The 17,447-nt window shown below is 46.8% G+C and carries 17 protein-coding genes; 11 read left to right on the plus strand and 6 right to left on the minus strand.

What is annotated here, in order from left to right:
- Positions 1-101 precede the first annotated feature (101 nt).
- A complete protein-coding gene (locus NDI48_22720) occupies positions 102-689 on the minus strand; it encodes a ParA family protein (GenBank protein MEP0833981.1) in 588 nt (195 codons plus the stop codon).
- A gap of 200 nt (positions 690-889) precedes the next feature.
- Positions 890-1,486, minus strand: coding sequence for a hypothetical protein (locus NDI48_22725; GenBank protein ID MEP0833982.1), 597 nt, complete (start codon positions 1,484-1,486; stop codon positions 890-892).
- 217 nt (positions 1,487-1,703) lie between these two features.
- On the opposite strand from NDI48_22725, the gene NDI48_22730 reads away from it, so the two are divergent.
- The 10 genes from NDI48_22730 (at position 1,704) to sbcD (ending at position 13,024) form a co-directional block, all read left to right on the plus strand.
- The gene (locus tag NDI48_22730; protein MEP0833983.1) at positions 1,704-2,144 is read left to right on the plus strand and encodes a ubiquinol-cytochrome c reductase iron-sulfur subunit; all 441 of its coding nucleotides are present in this window, start codon (positions 1,704-1,706) and stop codon (positions 2,142-2,144) included.
- Positions 2,145-2,328: 184 nt separating this feature from the next.
- Positions 2,329-2,769 (plus strand): acyl-CoA thioesterase, encoded by a 441-nt coding sequence (locus NDI48_22735; GenBank protein ID MEP0833984.1) that lies wholly within the window; start codon positions 2,329-2,331, stop codon positions 2,767-2,769.
- Between the two features lie 194 nt (positions 2,770-2,963).
- Positions 2,964-3,359, plus strand: coding sequence for a hypothetical protein (locus tag NDI48_22740; protein MEP0833985.1), 396 nt, complete (start codon positions 2,964-2,966; stop codon positions 3,357-3,359).
- Between the two features lie 415 nt (positions 3,360-3,774).
- The gene (locus NDI48_22745) at positions 3,775-4,719 is read left to right on the plus strand and encodes an ABC transporter ATP-binding protein (protein MEP0833986.1); all 945 of its coding nucleotides are present in this window, start codon (positions 3,775-3,777) and stop codon (positions 4,717-4,719) included.
- A gap of 92 nt (positions 4,720-4,811) precedes the next feature.
- Positions 4,812-5,591 carry an ABC transporter permease gene (locus NDI48_22750; protein MEP0833987.1) on the plus strand — a complete coding sequence of 260 codons (780 nt, stop codon included), beginning with the start codon at positions 4,812-4,814 and terminating at the stop codon, positions 5,589-5,591.
- Between the two features lie 101 nt (positions 5,592-5,692).
- A complete protein-coding gene (locus NDI48_22755; protein ID MEP0833988.1) occupies positions 5,693-6,361 on the plus strand; it encodes an HAD family phosphatase in 669 nt (222 codons plus the stop codon).
- 324 nt (positions 6,362-6,685) lie between these two features.
- The gene (locus tag NDI48_22760; protein ID MEP0833989.1) at positions 6,686-8,086 is read left to right on the plus strand and encodes a HAMP domain-containing histidine kinase; all 1,401 of its coding nucleotides are present in this window, start codon (positions 6,686-6,688) and stop codon (positions 8,084-8,086) included.
- 368 nt (positions 8,087-8,454) lie between these two features.
- Positions 8,455-11,055: a hypothetical protein gene (locus NDI48_22765; protein MEP0833990.1), complete on the plus strand. Its 2,601-nt coding sequence runs from the start codon at positions 8,455-8,457 to the stop codon at positions 11,053-11,055.
- A gap of 120 nt (positions 11,056-11,175) precedes the next feature.
- The gene (locus NDI48_22770; GenBank protein ID MEP0833991.1) at positions 11,176-11,706 is read left to right on the plus strand and encodes a hypothetical protein; all 531 of its coding nucleotides are present in this window, start codon (positions 11,176-11,178) and stop codon (positions 11,704-11,706) included.
- Positions 11,699-13,024, plus strand: coding sequence for an exonuclease subunit SbcD (sbcD, locus tag NDI48_22775; GenBank protein MEP0833992.1), 1,326 nt, complete (start codon positions 11,699-11,701; stop codon positions 13,022-13,024). The genes NDI48_22770 and sbcD overlap by 8 nt, the downstream gene beginning before the upstream one ends.
- A gap of 56 nt (positions 13,025-13,080) precedes the next feature.
- Here the strand turns inward: sbcD and NDI48_22780 are convergent, their stop codons facing one another.
- Entirely contained in the window at positions 13,081-13,296 is a 216-nt protein-coding gene (locus NDI48_22780) for a hypothetical protein (GenBank protein MEP0833993.1), read from the minus strand.
- Between the two features lie 495 nt (positions 13,297-13,791).
- Here NDI48_22780 and NDI48_22785 point away from each other — a divergent pair, with 495 nt between their 5' ends.
- The gene (locus NDI48_22785) at positions 13,792-14,232 is read left to right on the plus strand and encodes a hypothetical protein (GenBank protein ID MEP0833994.1); all 441 of its coding nucleotides are present in this window, start codon (positions 13,792-13,794) and stop codon (positions 14,230-14,232) included.
- 222 nt (positions 14,233-14,454) lie between these two features.
- Here NDI48_22785 and NDI48_22790 read toward each other — a convergent pair whose 3' ends face one another.
- From NDI48_22790 to NDI48_22800, 3 genes are all read right to left on the minus strand, one after another.
- The gene (locus NDI48_22790) at positions 14,455-14,952 is read right to left on the minus strand and encodes a PAAR domain-containing protein (GenBank protein ID MEP0833995.1); all 498 of its coding nucleotides are present in this window, start codon (positions 14,950-14,952) and stop codon (positions 14,455-14,457) included.
- A 14-nt stretch (positions 14,953-14,966) separates the two neighbouring features.
- The gene (locus NDI48_22795; GenBank protein ID MEP0833996.1) at positions 14,967-16,769 is read right to left on the minus strand and encodes a VgrG-related protein; all 1,803 of its coding nucleotides are present in this window, start codon (positions 16,767-16,769) and stop codon (positions 14,967-14,969) included.
- Positions 16,770-16,874: 105 nt separating this feature from the next.
- Complete coding sequence (locus NDI48_22800) at positions 16,875-17,411, minus strand: hypothetical protein (protein ID MEP0833997.1); 537 nt, start codon at positions 17,409-17,411, stop codon at positions 16,875-16,877.
- Positions 17,412-17,447 lie beyond the last annotated feature (36 nt).

The following is a 17,447-nucleotide window of genomic DNA, read 5'->3' on the forward strand; positions in this document are numbered from 1 at the left end:
ACAAATCAGCATTTAAGTTGCAAGGGAAGAGGCTTTTGCAGGCCGGGACAGAGGATTATGCCATTTTAAGCCACATCAGCCTTTTAAATCCTGCCTTTTCCTCATGGCAGAATCTCTTTTCCTAAGGCTTCGTAACTTTCCCAGGCCGTTTGCGATCGCGCATCGGGATAATCTTTCACCAACACCCCCTTCATGGGTGCGCGTTCAAAGGCAACCAGCCGAGGAATTTCGGCTTTAAACACATCTAGACCCGACTCTTCCAAAGACTTCCGAATGTTACGCGCCACCGAACTACGGGGAGGGATTTGAGCCAAGAGGATTTTGAATTTGGCGTTCAACCCATCTAGGAGTTCCACCGTCTTAGTCAGGGCATCCATATCAAGCGCCTTGGGGGTGGTGGGCAGAATCATCAAGTCACACCCCTCCGCCAAATCCTTCAATTCTTCATGAGAAGGACGGGCTTGGGTGTCAATCACTATATATTGATGCTGTTTCACAAATTTGGGGGCAGCAGCCTCACTCACCACCTTAAAGGGAAGTTGACTTTCCCGATCCCAAACCAAAGCAGACCGATTCTTGTCGGCATCAATTAGGAGAGTGGGACCTTTCTTTTGGAGATAGGCGGCAATGTGGATGGCGGAGGTGGTTTTTCCGACACCTCCCTTCAAGCTGACCAACGTAACAATCATCTGCAACCCTAAAGTTCGTATTAAGAGTTTAGGTGAAATGTCTACCGACTAGACTGTTGCGTAAGAAACTTTTATTTTTCACACAAGAGGCTGTAATCAAAATATCTATCTGTGAGCAGACAATCCTTTTGTGTCGGTAATGATAAGTTCTAGTTGACGAAAATTTGACAGTTGCCCCGCTCCTGCCTGCGGCGGGGTTGTTATGTAGAGACCCGATGAAGCTGCAATAATTGGTTGACAAAGTGCGCGGCAGTAGTGTGCTTTGTGGGTTCAGCATTATCTGCGGCTGTGCGCCCAAGCCACCAACCTGGGCAACGATCAGGCGATCGCCACAAGTCTAGATGCTCAATCGCTGGATCAGCATAAAAACTCTCTGCCCCACCACCTAGTAGGGCTGAACTCCAGTGGGTAAAGTAATCATGGCTGACCCGATAAAGGGGAAAATTGCCGTATAAAGGAACACCCCAACCATCAAACGCCATAAAAGCTTTTACCTTACCGCCCAACAACTCCCACCCCCAAGCGGCACCAATGGCACCCGCCACACCAGCACTGAAACTGATAAAAATGACTGGCGTCGTTTGACTGGTATGGTGCTGCAAAAATTGCAAAATATGCATAGCGGAGTAAGCTGGATAGTCCTGAGTCGGAAATATCAAAACCTTTTTCGTCCAGCCACTCGATAAATGATGGGTTTCGTCACGTTGCAATGCTTCTAAAAAATCCTGAGTCAGTTGTGGTTCATGGATGCCAGGACAAATCATGACACAACTGTGTACGCCAAGCCCACTACTCATTTTTTTCCTAGTTGTTCGGTAGATTCAGGGTATCAGAGTGAGCAGCAAGGCTGGTGCCCCTTAAGCAATCCCATTGACTGAAATTTCCTTTTCAGCGAGACTTTCAGCCTATTCTTTACAGTTGGCCAGAGCGAAAGTTATCAAGGATGAGAGGGGATGGAGGAAACCTCTTCTTCTTAATTAAGAGACTTTTTCCGCAAATAACGAACAACTATCTATGAACCGTCGTGAGTTTTTGATGTGGGTGGGGATTGGTGGACTCGCCAGTTCCTTACCTGTTGCCCTTACAGCCTGTTCTCCCAAAACCGAAAAATCGGAATCCCCCACGCTGTCCAAAAGGACTGATGGATTTCAGTCTGTTGGCACTGTTGCCGAGTTAAACCAAAAGGGTCAACTTCTCAATAAAGAGTTTGCTGGAGGTTCTGTGCTTGTCGTCAGCAACTCCGCTAACCCAAAGGCTATTGCGGCGGTTAATCCTATCTGTACACACAAAGGTTGTACCGTCGAATGGAAGGCCGGTAAGAACGCCTTTGTCTGTCCCTGTCATCAAGCTGAATTTAGTCTTGATGGCAAAGTTCTCCAAGGGCAGGCGAAGAAGCCTCTGTCCACTTACAACGCCAAGATTGAAGGAGATTCAGTTTTGGTAAAAGCCACCTAACGATAGTCCTGCGATTGTTGCAAACTACCGGAAGTTACTCCCTGATTGTTACCAGATCAGATTACTATAGGGGCACAGTCTGTTGTGCCCTTGATTTATCCGGTTCGCTCTGTCAGGGGAGTTGGCTGACAACAACTTTGAGTAGCTTCTAGGTAGCTAACCGAGTCACGAGAATATTAGCCCAATGACACAGAAATTTACCTCTCGGCTACGGGTTAGGTATCACGAAATGGATGCCTTAGGACACGTCAATAATGCAGTCTATCAGCACTATCTAGAGCAGGCGGCGATCGAGCATTCGGAGTTTCTTGGGTTCGGTCACAAGCGTTACGAAGAACTGGGTTGCGTCTTTGTCATGCGACGGATAGAAATAGAGTATCTGCGCCCAGCCGTAGCGGGTGATACTTTAGAAGTCACAACCTGGCTGCAACAAGTACGAGGGCCGCGTGCCATCCGGCGTTACGAAATCCGCCAGCAAGGTGAGGAACAACTACTCGTAACGGCTGAGGCGTTGTGGGTTTGGGTAGACACAAAAGCTATGCGACCACGAGCAATTCCTGAATTAATACTGAATGCTTTTGAGCAAACGATGCAACCAGAAGCTTTGAAGCCAACACTCTTATAGTTAGCTGTCCCTCAGGCCGTAAAAATTTGTAACTATCGAAATGGCTTGAATGTATCTTTGGGCAGAAGAGATGATTACTGCCAGAATCGTAGGATCTTCCAGGGCTTTATTTTGGGGTTTTTAAGCCTCAAGACAGCATCGCTCGTCATTTTTCCTTGTGAATCTTAGAATCCTACGAAAAAAGGGAGTTTTATATGCAGCAGCTTTTTTCTACAGTTTGGGGAGCCTTAGGCAAACGCATTTTACTGTTTGGTTTAATGGGCTTATTGAGCGTTTCAGGTTTATTTATTTTTGCCAATCAACCTGCTTTAGCGGGTCAACCCTTACAGGTACAACAAAAAATTATTAGCCAAGCGGGAGGCAAGAGCATCAATCGCGCTTACACCCAGAATGAGGGGCTAGGGCTTCCAGATGCACCTCCGCAAGAGTCTTACGATGCAATAACAGAGGAAATTAGTAGCGATCCCAAACAAGGTCTAGAGGAAATTTATGAAGAGGATTTGAAAGTTTACGAAGAAGAGACTTCTAACGATAACGGCTTATTAGACGGAGCGAAAGACCTGATTAATAAAGTCACTAATAAGGAATAAGGTCAAACCCTAGCTGAAAAATCTGGAACGCAGCTAATTAAAACTTAGCATCTGGTGTTACCTGGTGATTGCCTAACCCGTGAGCGGTGTTTGTCAATCAACTAACCTTTGGTTTGACCCAGACGCTAATTTTGTTGGGAATGCGTTAAGGTTTTGTCAATCAACCAGTTGGATGAACCAGTTGGATGAAGTGTGTTCTTGAATCCCTATTGTAGGGTTAGGTAAGACTTACGCATCATGAACAAGCCCCCTTGAAAAAGGGGGCTATCTTTTTATGTCCTGTCAGTAACGTTGATCTTAAACTCTGGCAATTTTCACACTCAGCAGAGATTTTAATTAGACAATATATGATTAATTACATGTTGTAGTACAATCAGAAAGAAGCTTAAAGCCGAGAGCTAACAGCTAAAAACGTATGAGACTTGCATCTCCACGCCCAATCACCCAACCGATGGCACTGACAGCCTATGACCTATGGAAAACCTATGGTCAAAAACAGGTGGTTCAAGGCGTTAACTTTACTCTCAATCCTGGAGAAATTCTAGGTCTTCTTGGCCCTAATGGTGCGGGGAAAACAACAACCGTGGGAATGTTGTATGGTTCTGTGATTCCCAGCCGGGGGTTTGTCCAACTAGGGCAACATCAGGTACAGGTTCAAGGTCGCATCGCCCGTGCAGCGATGGGAATTGTCACTCAAGAAGATAATCTCGACCCGGATTTTACGGTCTTTGAGAACTTGGTTTACTTTGCCCATCATTACCGCATCACTGGCAAAGCCGCACGCCAGCGGGCGGGTGAATTACTCGCTCAGGTAGCGCTGCAAGATTATGGCAGCAATCGTGTAGATGAGTTGTCTGGCGGCATGAAGCGGCGCTTAGTTTTAGCACGGGCTTTGATTAACAATCCTCAAGTGGTGTTTTTGGATGAGCCAACCACTGGACTAGACCCGGATGCGAGGCAAGACTTTTGGAAATTGGTTAGCCAACTCAAACAGAGTGGCTGTGGAGTGTTGTTGACCACACACTACATGGATGAAGCGCAACGATTGTGCGATCGCCTGATTTTACTTCAGCAGGGTAAAATGATCGACCAAGGCACTCCAGAAGAACTGATTGAGCGCACGGTGGGTCGAGAAGTGGTTGAAATTGAGGGCATTGATGAACAAACTCTGCAACAATTGGCGACTCAGGCAGGAACTTGGTATCGTCCCTTTGGCAACAGTCACTTGATTGGATTACCTGTAAACAATCCGCAGTCAATGTGGGAACAACTCAGTGCTACTGCACCCGAACGCCTGACACGTCGCCGCACTAATTTAGAAGATGTGTTCTTACGATTAACGGGAAAATCACTTGAATAAAGCATGAAGTGTCAAGGATTAAGCCTGAAAACAGGAAAAGCCCGTAATTAGTTTCACACTTCATATTTCACACTTTACACTTCATACTTCATATGAAAGGAATTGCTGTAACTCCTTGGGGAGTCTACTCGGTTTGGCATCGACATGCTAGGGTTTACCAAAAAACTTGGCTCATCAATAGTTTGCTACCCATTTCAGAACCTGTACTTTATCTGGTGGCTTTTGGGTATGGTTTAACCCCTCTTGTAGGAGATGTCCCCTACAACGGTCAAACGATTCCCTATTTAAAATTTATTGCGCCGGGAATGATGGCGATTGGGGTGCTATTTCAGTCCTTCTTTGAAGGGGCATTTGGGAGTTTTATCCGCCTAAGTTATCAAAAAACTTGGCAAGCTTTACTAACAGCCCCTTTAAGTTTCACGGAAGTCTTCTTAGGGGATTGGCTATGGGCAGCTACCAAAGGGACAATCGCAGGTGTTTTAACAGGTTTAGTGGCTGTTGGGTGGGGACTCTACTCTGGTTGGCATTTTCTCATATCTCTGCCTTTACTCATATTGGGAAGCTTACTTTTTTCAGTGATGGGATTGTGTACGGCGGGAACGGTGCGAACCATCGATCAAATTAATGTGCCGATTTTCTTGTTCATCGTTCCCATGTTTACGCTCTGCGGTACTTACTTTCCTCGTACCACACTACCACCCGTTCTCGGTAACATAGCAGGAGTTTTGCCTTTAGCGTCCATCATTGACCTGTTGCGCTGGCCTTTAGGGTTACCGGGATACTGGTTCTTAGAATTAATGTGGTTGCTGTTGTGGATTAGTGTCTTTTCTGTATTAGCATGGCGACAGATTTATCCTCAGTTGCTTCGCTAGAACCCATCATTAAAATGAAACACTCCATCACGCCAGGGGCAATTATTATTTAGAGCGTCGGCTTTTCTTGTAGAACAAAGCTCAATTTTCTCGTTCAGAACATGCTCAAAGCAATTCTCTTTGACCTGGATGGTACTCTCGTGAACACTGACCCCCTGCACTACCAAAGTTGGCAGGAAATTTTACGAGACTATGGGATGGAAATCGATCGCATATTTTATAAAGCCAAGATTAGCGGACGGCTTAACCCTCTCATTATTCAGGATTTGTTACCACAGCTATCGTTTGAGGCTGGACGCCAATTGGCTGACTGCAAGGAAGCTCGCTTTCGAGAAATTGCTTTGAGCCTGACTCCCCTGGCTGGACTGCTCGATCTGCTGGCATGGATTGAGGCTCAGGGTTTACAAAAAGCTGTTGTTACCAATGCACCTGCTGAAAATGTCAACTTTTTACTCAAGGTGTTAAAGCTCGCAGATACCTTTAATACCGTTGTACTTGGAGAAGATGCAACAGCAGGCAAGCCTGATCCCGCCTGTTACAAGCTTGCCCTTAATCAGTTAGGCATCTCTGCAACAGAGGCAATTGCCTTTGAAGACTCCCCCTCCGGTATCCAGGCGGCTGTAGGAGCCGGAATCTATACGATTGGCGTTGCTTCTACCTATGACCCCAATGTCCTCTCGGCAGTGGGGGCGGCTATGGTCATTTCTGATTTCCAGGAACACAGACTCTGGGAACAGATAAATTTCTTAGTAGGAATGGGTTCTTCATAAAATTCTTCCCGTCTGGAAACCCCATCTCCTTACTAAATCTGCGGTTATGGGCAGGGAGCAAGGTGCGGGAGATGAGGGTGAGGACAGGGTATAATGCCTTCCTAAAACAACTTTGGTAAAATTGGAAAAGCTGAGTCCACCCTTTTAACAAAGGCACAAAATCATTAGCTATTGCTAACAGAGGAAAAAGTATATTTCATACTTGTTGAATCTTTAACCTTCACCCTTACTAAGGTTAGGTTTGCGATTACCGAACTTGAGCCTAAGATGAGTATTCAAGTCGGACATTAGCATCGAATCAAATCCCCTTATTTTCCTGGTAAGATGCAGCTGAATGTACCTCTCAAGGCAATAGCAAAAACGTGGTTAATCAAACACATTGCAACGCATTTAAGAAAAATTCAGACTGACACGATCACAGACGAATACAAAGAGTGGCGGCACCGCTTTCTTTTAGAAAGACTGCATTTGGCGGCGTGGATTACCCTGATTGCCTATCCCACGTTTGTGATCATGAGCCTGTTCGCCGCAGCAACGGTTAATGCCACAGGTGATCCGAGGGATGCCGTGAGTCAGGCACAAATATTGACGTGGCTAATCGATTTTGCAGCCACAGAGTTATGCGTCCTGCTGTGCTTGACTTTACTGAGAATCAAAAAAGCGCGTCGTTATCCAGAAGTCCTTTTTTTAGGCTTATCTTGGTCTATCACCTTGCTCTCACAAATCCAAGCCACGTTGCGAGGAGAAGCGCAACTCAATACTCTCTCTTGGTTCATGATGTTTCCCATTCAAGCGACACTGATACCAGTGCGCTGGACTCTCCACCTCATTTCGCAGGTGGGTGCGGTGGGCTACTACTTTAGTATGAATCTGGTTTTTGGTCTCGTTGACCCTGATATTAAAAGAATACCCGTATCAGTTGTTAATGCCCAAGTAGCTTTGAGCTTTTTCTGGCTTTGCTTTATCTGCAACCTTGGGGTGTACTTATACGAACGACTCCAACAGAGAGAATTTGAATCCCGTCAGCAGTTGCGTGTGTTTCTCCAGGCGGTTTCGCATGACTTGCGGAATCCTGTATTGGGGATATTAATGGTATTAAGGAATTTGCTCAAACAGCCGGGAGAAAAGGTATCGGTTGCTCGTTCTATCCTAGAGCGAATTGCCGAAAGTAGCGAGCGCCAACTAGAGCTGATCAACTCCCTGATTGAAACCCACGCCGCTGAAGTCCGGGGAGTTGTGGTTCACTGCCAACCGTTACAACTAAATTTGTTGGTTCAATCGGCGATCGCCGACTTGCAACCCATGCTCACCAAAGAACAGGCGACTCTCACCAATCTCATCCCCAACGAACTTTCCCTCGTTAATGCCGATCCCTTACAACTATCGCGAGTTTATCAAAACTTGATCGCTAATGCGCTGAATCACAACCCACCTGGATTAAACATCAAGTTGGAGGCGAAGTTAGAAGGCGATTGGGTGCGCTGCACAGTGATGGATAATGGTGTGGGGATGAGTCCACAGCAATGTGAGAAACTATTTGATTTATATTTTCGAGGCCAACAAAAACGTCACTCTGTTGGTTTAGGTTTAGGGCTTTATTTGTGTCGTCAAATCATAACAGCACACGGTGGCGAAATTGGTGTTAATAGCTGTTTGGGAGAAGGGACAACATTCTGGTTTAAATTACCAATCGCCGTCTCGCCGCCCATTTCCTCTATATCCTGAGGATATAGGAAAAGGCAGAAGGCAGAAGGCAGAAGGCAGAAGGTTTATTACTGATACGTGGTCATTTCATCTGGCATTGAAATACTAGATTTTTTTAACGCAGAGGTCGCAAAGGGTCACGCCAAGGGGCGCAGAGTTTTTGCACTTCAATCTAAGTTAAATCCAGTGTTAACGGAAATAATATGATGCTCTAAGAATTGGAGACAGCCGATAACGACCCACTTTAATTTTTGTATCTATTGCGGAAATTTTAGAGCAGGGATTGGAGAAGTCAATATTCTCCAAAGCTCCTCGTAAGAGTGAAGGAAGATAAGCATAAATACGCCGTTAAAACCACTAACAGATATAAAAAACACAGAGGGAATGCAATGGGGGAAGCTCCAAGTCAACGTCAACCCAAAATCGCCGTTATTGCCGTTCACGGTGTTGCCGATCAATCACCCCATGATTCTGCACGAGCGATGGCAAATCTTCTTTTAAACTCCAAGCCGACTGACAAGCAGATTCAATATACCCCTTTTGAAGAAAGCACCCTGCGGATTGGGGTTCGTCCAGTGATTGTGTCTCAAAATCCACCTAAGCTTGAGCCAGCACCTAAACAGAACCCCATTCGAGCCGAACAGCTGCAAAACTGTGATCAAATTCCCGATGCTCAGCCAAACCATACAGAGTGTTTGACCCATATTGAAAACACGCTGGATCATAATGGTCATGAATTTATTTGGAAGCAGGTACATCAATACAAAGGTGAGGGGGTGAAATCGACTTACGAGACTGTGCGACTGGAGGGTTCACGTCTCGGACAAGGAAATCAGCCTCAACCCGATGTACATATCTACGAAATGTATTGGGCCGATCTCTCTCGATTGGGTACTGGCTTTGTCCGTATTCTGGGAGAATTTTATCAACTGTTATTTCACTTGAGCAGTCTCGGCGTTCATGCGGTGGAGTCGGCTGACAAGGAGTATAAAAATACAGGGTGGAAGTGGTATAGCAAGACGCAAGCCGCAGCAGCGCAAGTGCTGTCTATGCTTATTCCGATTCTGAATCTGTACCTGCTGTTAATAGCGCCCATCACTCTTCCAGGCAATATTCCGGCTCAATACTTACCCATCATTGCCCTGTGTTCTTTGGCGATTATTAGCGCTGCCTTGAGTGCCTATGGGTTATTTTGGCCTAACCCAAAGACACCTTTTTGGTTGTGGGCTATACCCCCTGTTTTGTTAGCACTAGGGGTGATAGGACTGGGTTACTTTCTGCTCAAGGGAAGTTTTAACCCGTGGATGCCGCTCGGTTATTACCGATTTCTGGCTTTTGCATGGTGTGCCTTATCCGCTTTCATCATGTTACTGCTCATGGGAGAGTACGCACGTCGTCGTCCTCATGCAGATAAAGTTGCGCTATGGATAGGCGTATTTTTGGCAGGAATCATCACAAAACTGCTGTTATCTGCTCAAGATTCCCATCAAGGAATTACCGATGCAGCCTTTAAAACAGTTGAGGTGATTTACATTGGTTTGTTTCTTTGCTGGTGTGCGTTTTTTATTTTACAAATTGCAGCAGGATTGTTAGGTTGCATAGCGGTATGGACAAGCACGGCTAACCACCCTAACCTTGAGAATGAAGATAATCAGGGATGTCGCGAACGTGCAGAGCGTGCAGCTTGGACAGGACGTATTACACTGGCAGTGCCTTCAGCTTTATTTATCGTTGTGACTTTAACGCTCTTAGGTGCCCTTGATCGGGTGGGTTCTCGCTTATTACCCAAGGCTCACTTCTACACTCCACGGTTCCAGTTCCCTATCCCTCATCAGAACCCAATTTCCTTTTCAGGGCCAGAGTTTATTCATCAGCTGATTATTGCTGCGGCTTCACCAGCTTTTGTCGTTGTACTCGGCTGCATCTTACTAACCGTACTTATGGCCTTGTGGTCGCTTTTTCCCATGGCTTGGGCTGAAGTTCGTTCCCCTAAATCGGAGGATCGAGTCTCTGAGTTGTTTGGGCAGTGGCTGACGAATGGGTTCCAATTAATGAATGGGTGGGGCAACTGCTTTGTTGTTTGCATGGCGATTGTATTTCCCTTGGGATACCTTTATTACCTCCTGAACCCCCAAATTGCCGCTTACTCCTGGATCACTGAAGAGATTTTAGGAATATTCGCTACATTCCTGGTTGCCTCTACAACGAGTTTATTGGCCTTTCGGGGCCGATTAGATACGCTATTGTTGGGGTTCCGGAGCGTACTGGATACCACCCTTGATGTTGATAATTACATGCGCTTACACCCCCTGGATAATAACCCAAGCGCTCGCATCTATTCCCGCTATGTTTCTGTGCTGCGTTACCTTTGTTGCTGGAAAGATCCACGGGATGAGCAAGGATATGATGCCATATTAATCGTGGCTCATAGCCAGGGAACTGTAATCACCGCCGACCTCTTGCGCTTTCTCCAACGTGAAACTAAACGTGAAACTGACCCCGCACTTGACAGGTTAGTGAATGGCAATCTGCCCATTTACTTTTTCACAATGGGTTGTCCACTCCGCCAGCTTTACGGTATCAGTTTTCCCCATCTATACAACTGGGCGCGTCACTATGACCAATCTCCCTGGACGCTAAAGCCACACAAGCCTCAGCATATTTATAACAATCAGAAGCCAAATCCCAAGGAGCTGCTAGGAATCACTCGTTGGGTCAACACGTTCCGCAGTGGGGACTATATTGGACGCTATTTGTGGCGCAGTGATATCTGCGATTACCAGTGGTGTAAACCTGCTGTAGGGGATGATGAACATACGACTGGGAGTGGTGATCGCGATCGCCCTGCCTCTATTTCAGAAGATCAGAACCGTACCCGACGGGAATTCTGTCTGGGTGGTGGTGCCCATACCCATTATTGGGATGGCACCTCATCAGAGGTGGCAGCACAAATAGACCAATTAATTCGCGAAGCCTGTTTTAAAGTATGAACTCTGAAAACGCTTCCTACTTCATGGTGCTCAGGGATTGAACAAGAGAGATTATCGCGACAATTGAGTATCATCAACAGTATGAGAAATTGAACAGAACGCACCCGTAGAAGCAGCCGCGTGAATAGTCCTGAAACAGTAACCTTTGAAGAAGCGATCGCATTCACCCAGTCTTTAATGTCCCAAATGGCGGCGGGTGAACTATCAACACCAGAAATTTCTGATGCGATTGCCCAATTAGTGAAAAGTGAAAACGGTGCCAGAGGTTTTTTTGTCACTTACCTCACCTCGGAGGGAACGTTAGCGGATAATCCCTCACCTCAAGTGATTCAGGCATTACAATCATCGCCCGATATTGTGGCAGAACTTTTGGTGAAAAATTTGGCAATGTCAGCCGCACAAGCTGTAACTCATCGCCGCAAGGGCAACGAAGAGATGGCTCAAAGGTCTGATCGAGTGCGATCGCGAACAACCCACCTCATAGAACAGCTTAAACTCCCTCAGGTGCAAGAGCGTTCTCTTGCCTTGCATGAAAGTGCCGCGACAGGAGAAGGTTCCTACCAAACATTTCTCCAACGCTGGGGCTACGACGCTCAACAACGGCAGGTTATTAGCGAGGCTCTAGAACAATTAACCAAACAGCATGATTAAAATCCTTCACCTATCCGATATCCACATGGGAAGTGGGTTTTCCCACGGACGGATTAACCCCACCACGGGTTTGAATACACGTTTAGAAGATTTTGTCAATACTCTTTCGATCTGTATTGACCGAGCCATTTCTGAACCTGTCGATCTTGTGTTATTCGGAGGAGATGCCTTTCCCGATGCGACACCGCCCCCTTATGTTCAGGAAGCCTTTGCCAGCCAGTTTCGCCGCTTGGTGGATGCCGAAATTCCCACCGTGCTGCTAGTGGGCAACCATGACCAGCATTCCCAAGGTCAAGGGGGGGCTAGTTTATGCATCTATCGTACTTTAGGTGTGCCTGGATTTGTCGTCGGGGATGCGATCGCCACTCACCGTATCCAAACCGTCAACGGCCTCGTCCAGGTGATTACCCTCCCTTGGCTGACTCGTTCCACCCTCCTGACTCGCCCAGAAACCGAAGGTTTAGCGCTTGCTGAGGTCAATGATTTATTAACCCAGCGCCTCGACCCAGTATTAGAAGCTGAAATTCGGCGTCTTGACCCAGAAGTGCCAACCGTTCTTCTGGCTCACTTAATGGCAGACCGCGCTAACTTAGGAGCTGAGCGTTTCCTAGCAGTGGGCAAGGGTTTCACAATTCCCCTTTCCATGCTGACGCGCCCTTGCTTTGACTATGTAGCTCTGGGACACGTCCACCGACATCAAAATCTCAACCCCTCCAATGACCCGCCTGTCATTTACCCTGGCAGCATTGAGCGGGTAGACTTCAGTGAAGAAAAAGAAGATAAGGGTTATGTGCTAGTTGAGTTGGCACGAGGTCGTGCTCAGTGGGAATTTTGTCCGTTGCCAGTACGTCCTTTCCGGACAATCGAGATGGATGTTTCTGAAGCTACCGAGCCTCAAAGCGCATTAATTAAAGCGATTGGCAAAAAGAAGATTCAAGATGCCGTCGTGCGGCTGATATACAAGCTGCGTTCTGAACAACTGGACTTAATCGACAATACTGCTATCCATCAATCCTTGAGTGACGCCCACAGCTACAGCATTCGCCCGGAGTTAATCAGTCAGCTAGCTCGTCCTCGCTTACCCGAACTGGGTGTCGGGAGTAGCATTAACCCGATGGATGCTCTGTGTACCTATTTAGAAAACCGTCAAGACCTCAAGGATATCTCTAAGGAGATGATGGAGGCGGCCCATCGGTTACTGGCCGGGGAGAATGAAACTTGGTTAGACATCGCTGATCTGGAGGCCGTACAGCTTAGTCAAAATCAAAGCAGCCAACAGATGGGGGAGAACACGAATACCCAACTGCGGCTGCTTTAGAGGTTTTGGCACAATATGTCTCTAGCTTAGAGAGACAGTTTTAGAGATTATTGAGATTAGGGAGAAGGTGTACCTGTACCTGCTGGGGTCTCTGCTGGAGTCGTTGTGGTCGCAGGGGTCTCTGCCGGAGTAGTCGTTTCTGCGGGGGTCTCTGCTGGGGAAATGGTACCTGCCGGAGTAGTGGTATCCGTCGGTGTTTCTTCTTTTGGCTGGCAGGCGGCTAGCGTTGTCACCATGCCCAGTAGAACTAGAACGAAGATTTTTGATTTCACAGTAAACATCCTCACATTCATTTCAAGTTTTCGGCGGCTCTCCTATCCTGACAGAAATGTTAAGTTCATTTCACATTTCCAGGAAAGGACTTTCTGGGGTATTTTCTACTACTCTAGTTACATATAGCAATACCCTAGTCAAAAATACCTAACGTTGCAGGCTTCGCTAGGGACGATGCTAGCTCAAGGCGATGGTACCCCCCCCCATCAGGGTGGCCATCCTCAATGTCTTACCTCTCCTTGTAACAGGGAGACGCTATTACTTACCGATAGTCCTTCTATCCGTCCGGACTCTTTCGGCGGCTATCTTGACTCCGCCAGAGGGATACCCGGAAAAAATTTAGAATTAAAGAGTTAATACACAAATGACCTACAGGCTATCGGCTGGCTAGAGTTAATCATGTAAACAAATAGCCGTTTTTCACTGTTTGGGGTTCTCCCCAACGATAGAGTTTTCATTTAAAATCCAATAGTGTTCTTTTGACACGCTCCCCTATGTCTCGGATGTACAAACTTCTATCGGTTGTCTTAGTGACCACAACTTTATTCATGGGTCTGATGGAACGCTACCCCATTGCAACGGCGGGGACTTGTGTGGCGCGTAGCAGTTGTGGGCAGCAGCCCATCAAGTTTATACCGGGACAACGCATTACTGTTGAAGTTGTTAACTTGACTCAACGTGCAGTTCAGTTGCAAAAAATAGCTGGTACTAACCCTGTTGCTATTCGTCCGGGACAGGTGCTGTCTTTTGGACGGGGAGGTAGGACAGAACCTAATTTCTCGGTAGTGGTATGGGATGCGATCGGAGTCCCACTGAAGGTGAATATCCTGAAACCCAAAGCTAGAACTCTACGGATAGAAGTGCGTCTCGGTGGGCGTCCTCCAGGCGATCGCTCCATTTATCTTAAAGATGATGGTCGAGTTGGGGTTTTCTAAATTCCACAGGCACTCTTATTATTACCCACATTCTTACCCATAGGGAGCGATGCTTCTAAATCTTGTACTTTAGAGCAACTCCGTCTCCGGTTGCACAATGGAGGAAATCACTCATTGAGATTTGTTTTGTTGCTACTATTGTTTAAACAATTGATTTCAGCGTTCAGGGGTAGCCAAGATATATCTATATCTTGGCTACTTGTTATATGTGGGAATTCGACACTACCCACCAATCAGAACAGTGGGACAGCCCTGAACAATTTTATTGGGTGGGCCAACAGCTTCCACAATGGTGTCACCCATACGACAGGCTGGGAGATTGTTAATTAAAACAGTGGCGCTGCCATCAATAACCACACCAGGCCCATGGGGCGGAAGGGGCAAAGGTGTAGTACATAGATGAATATCTGCACCACCTGCACTACCCTTAATGGCGCTGCTCATCGTTGCCGCCGTCGTCGCCTTCGTGGTTTCCTCCGCCGTCTTCGCCCCAGGAGCACCTGGCGTACCCGCAGCAGCAAGTGTAGCTGCCTCAGCCGTTCGGATAGCCATGTCAGCCGCTTGCTTAGCCGATTGCAATGCGGCTGCTCCTGCTAGGGGTATACCCCGCCATGCAGGTAAACCACCAATGAACACATTGAGGCTACCGGGACTTCCAGTCAAAGCGGGGGGAAACGGATGCGCGACCGTATCGGTAATTCTAGCAGCGGGTCTGCTCATAAGAACTCCTGTTTCTAATTGAGTTTAATGATGGCACCTCTAACATTGACGATGGTTGTGGCTGTAATATCGATTTGCGCGGCGTCGATGGTGAGTCGGGTACCTGCTTTGATATTGATTTCACCCGTTGGGCTACTCATGGTAATCGAGGCTAAACCTCCTAGACTCGTTTTGATTTCAATCTTTTTGCTCTGATCATCTAAGCGTACATAATGACCATCTCTTGTTTTGATTTCTGCAAATTTTTCAGTGTCATTTAAGCGGACTTGATGACCGTAGACGGTATCGATATAAACCCCTTTCTTACTTGCACCTTTATCCTCATCCACAAACTGGAGTTTATGACCGGTTCGAGTTTTAAAGGTTCGTAGACGCACCTTGCCACCCACAACGCTATTATCTACCCGCTCCGGTGGGGCATCTGTGCCATTCCAAACTCCACCAATGACGTAAGGGCGATGAATGTCACCATGCTCAAAGGCAACGAGTACCTCATCGTTAATTTCCGGCAGGCAGTCAAACCCCCGGTTAGATCCTGCGCCTGTTCCCACAACTCGCGCCCAGTAACTAGCGTGTTCTTCAGTCAGAGTGGGAAACTTGACTCTAACTCGACCCCACTTCTTCGGATCTTGGTTATCGGTAACAATGCCAACTAAGGGAGTTTGTCCAGCTTGGCGGGGAGTTTGGGGTGACAACATTGATAGGAGGTTTCCCCCTCGCAAGCCCCGCACACTAAACTCGGTGGTGTAAACTCGCTCGTGAAAAAAGTGACGGGTTTCTGTGACATAGTACTTGCCGCTATACTTGCCCATATCTCTGAGTTCCACCACCTTTCCCGGTCGGATTTCTGGGTTACCCTCAGCCTTAGCATCTGCATGGACAAACTCTCCGCCTAACTCGTCACACAGCGTTTGAGCAATTGTCTTCGCCTCATCGTTACTGAAGACGGGCTGATCCACGACAATCATTTTAGGTGTGGGAGGTTGACCTTTGAAGCTCCTACTCGTCTGACTACCTTTGCCATTCTCTGTCTGGGTCCATACCTTTTCTCTATTTGCCGTTTCCACAATGGGCTGTTTCCTGTCATAGTCCCAACCCCTGACTTCAACCTCGCTCACCTGTTGGGCGCTACTGACACGGACACTGAAACTATGTAACTCTGTTAACCACTTCAGTTGCAAGGACTGATCTACTTTGGGTTTACGGAAGTTCAGCTTGCCATTCTGAATAAACAACTCAAAGCCATTGTGAGCCGCCCGTTGCCGAAGGAATTGCAGATTGGTTTGATTGTTCTGAAAAACGTAGCCATTGGCACCATTGATATCACCGTAGCCATAAGGTCCACTCGTGTCGTCAATTGTGCCCGTTGGGATTCCTACTTCCCCAGCAATTTTATTGACAATGTCACTATCTTTCATGTTTTGGAAAGAGCGGTTGTGGCGTCCCCGGTTGAGGCGATGGGAGACATCGTACCCGCGAATAATGACGGGAGCCTGGGAGCCACTGGTGAAGTGGGTTTCCATCGCTGTAATTTCCCCTTCTAGAACGTAGCCTTTTTCCTCCTGCTCAAACTCATGGGATGCTGTGGTGCTGGAAGAGAAACCAATCTTGATCGGCTTGCCAATGGCAAACAAGTCTTGATGCTTCCACGGCTTATCTTCTTTCCTTCCTGGAGAATAAGCATTTTGGATAACGATCGTAAACATTCCTGGGAGGTGGAGGCTCTCTTCAACAGAGATTTGCAAAATGTCCTCCATTAAGTCATCAGAGGCTTCCTTGCCATCGATCTCTAAATTCGGTTTGGCTACATAATGCATACATATACCTCTAGAAAGCTTAATCCAGGCTTAATTCCTTGTTGGAGAGCGCTAATAATTACTGTTAGCTGATTTGCCAGTCAATGACTAGGGTGAGGTATAAGTCTACGACAAAAAAGCCTCTCGGTTTTGATCTCTACGTAGGCTTGTGCTGGGGCTAGGTGTCTGCTGACCGGGTTGGGGGTTTGGTAAGTCTACCTGTTCGAGATCTAAATCAACCGATGCTCGAACTGGTGTACCATCTGGGCGAAACAGAGTCAACTTAAAGCTAAAAGTTTTCACAAAACAACGCAAGTAATTATGTTTACCCCAGGTAAAGAGATAGATAGGAGGTCGTTTTTCCTTAGCATTGCCATTCCCCTTGTTGATAAACTCAACAGCTAGTTTGAATTTCTTGATCGTGTCAAGGACGTTGCCATCTTTAGTTTCGTAGGTATCAATCAGGATATTGCTAATTTTGAGGGAATAAGGATTTGGATGTTTGAAGCTAACTTTGTTGTTACCTTTACCTGTAGAGGCTCCTTTCGCTTGCTCTAAGTTCATGCTTCGAGTAAAAGCCAGTTGGTTGGGATTAAACATAAATTCAATGTCTTCCCCCTCGCCTTGATAAACAGCGATGAGCTTTGCTTTTTCTAGTGTCATTTGGCTATCCTCCTAATTCCTCAAATATTCCTCAAT

This window comes from Microcoleus sp. AS-A8 (genome assembly GCA_039962225.1).
GTDB lineage: Bacteria > Cyanobacteriota > Cyanobacteriia > Cyanobacteriales > Coleofasciculaceae > Allocoleopsis.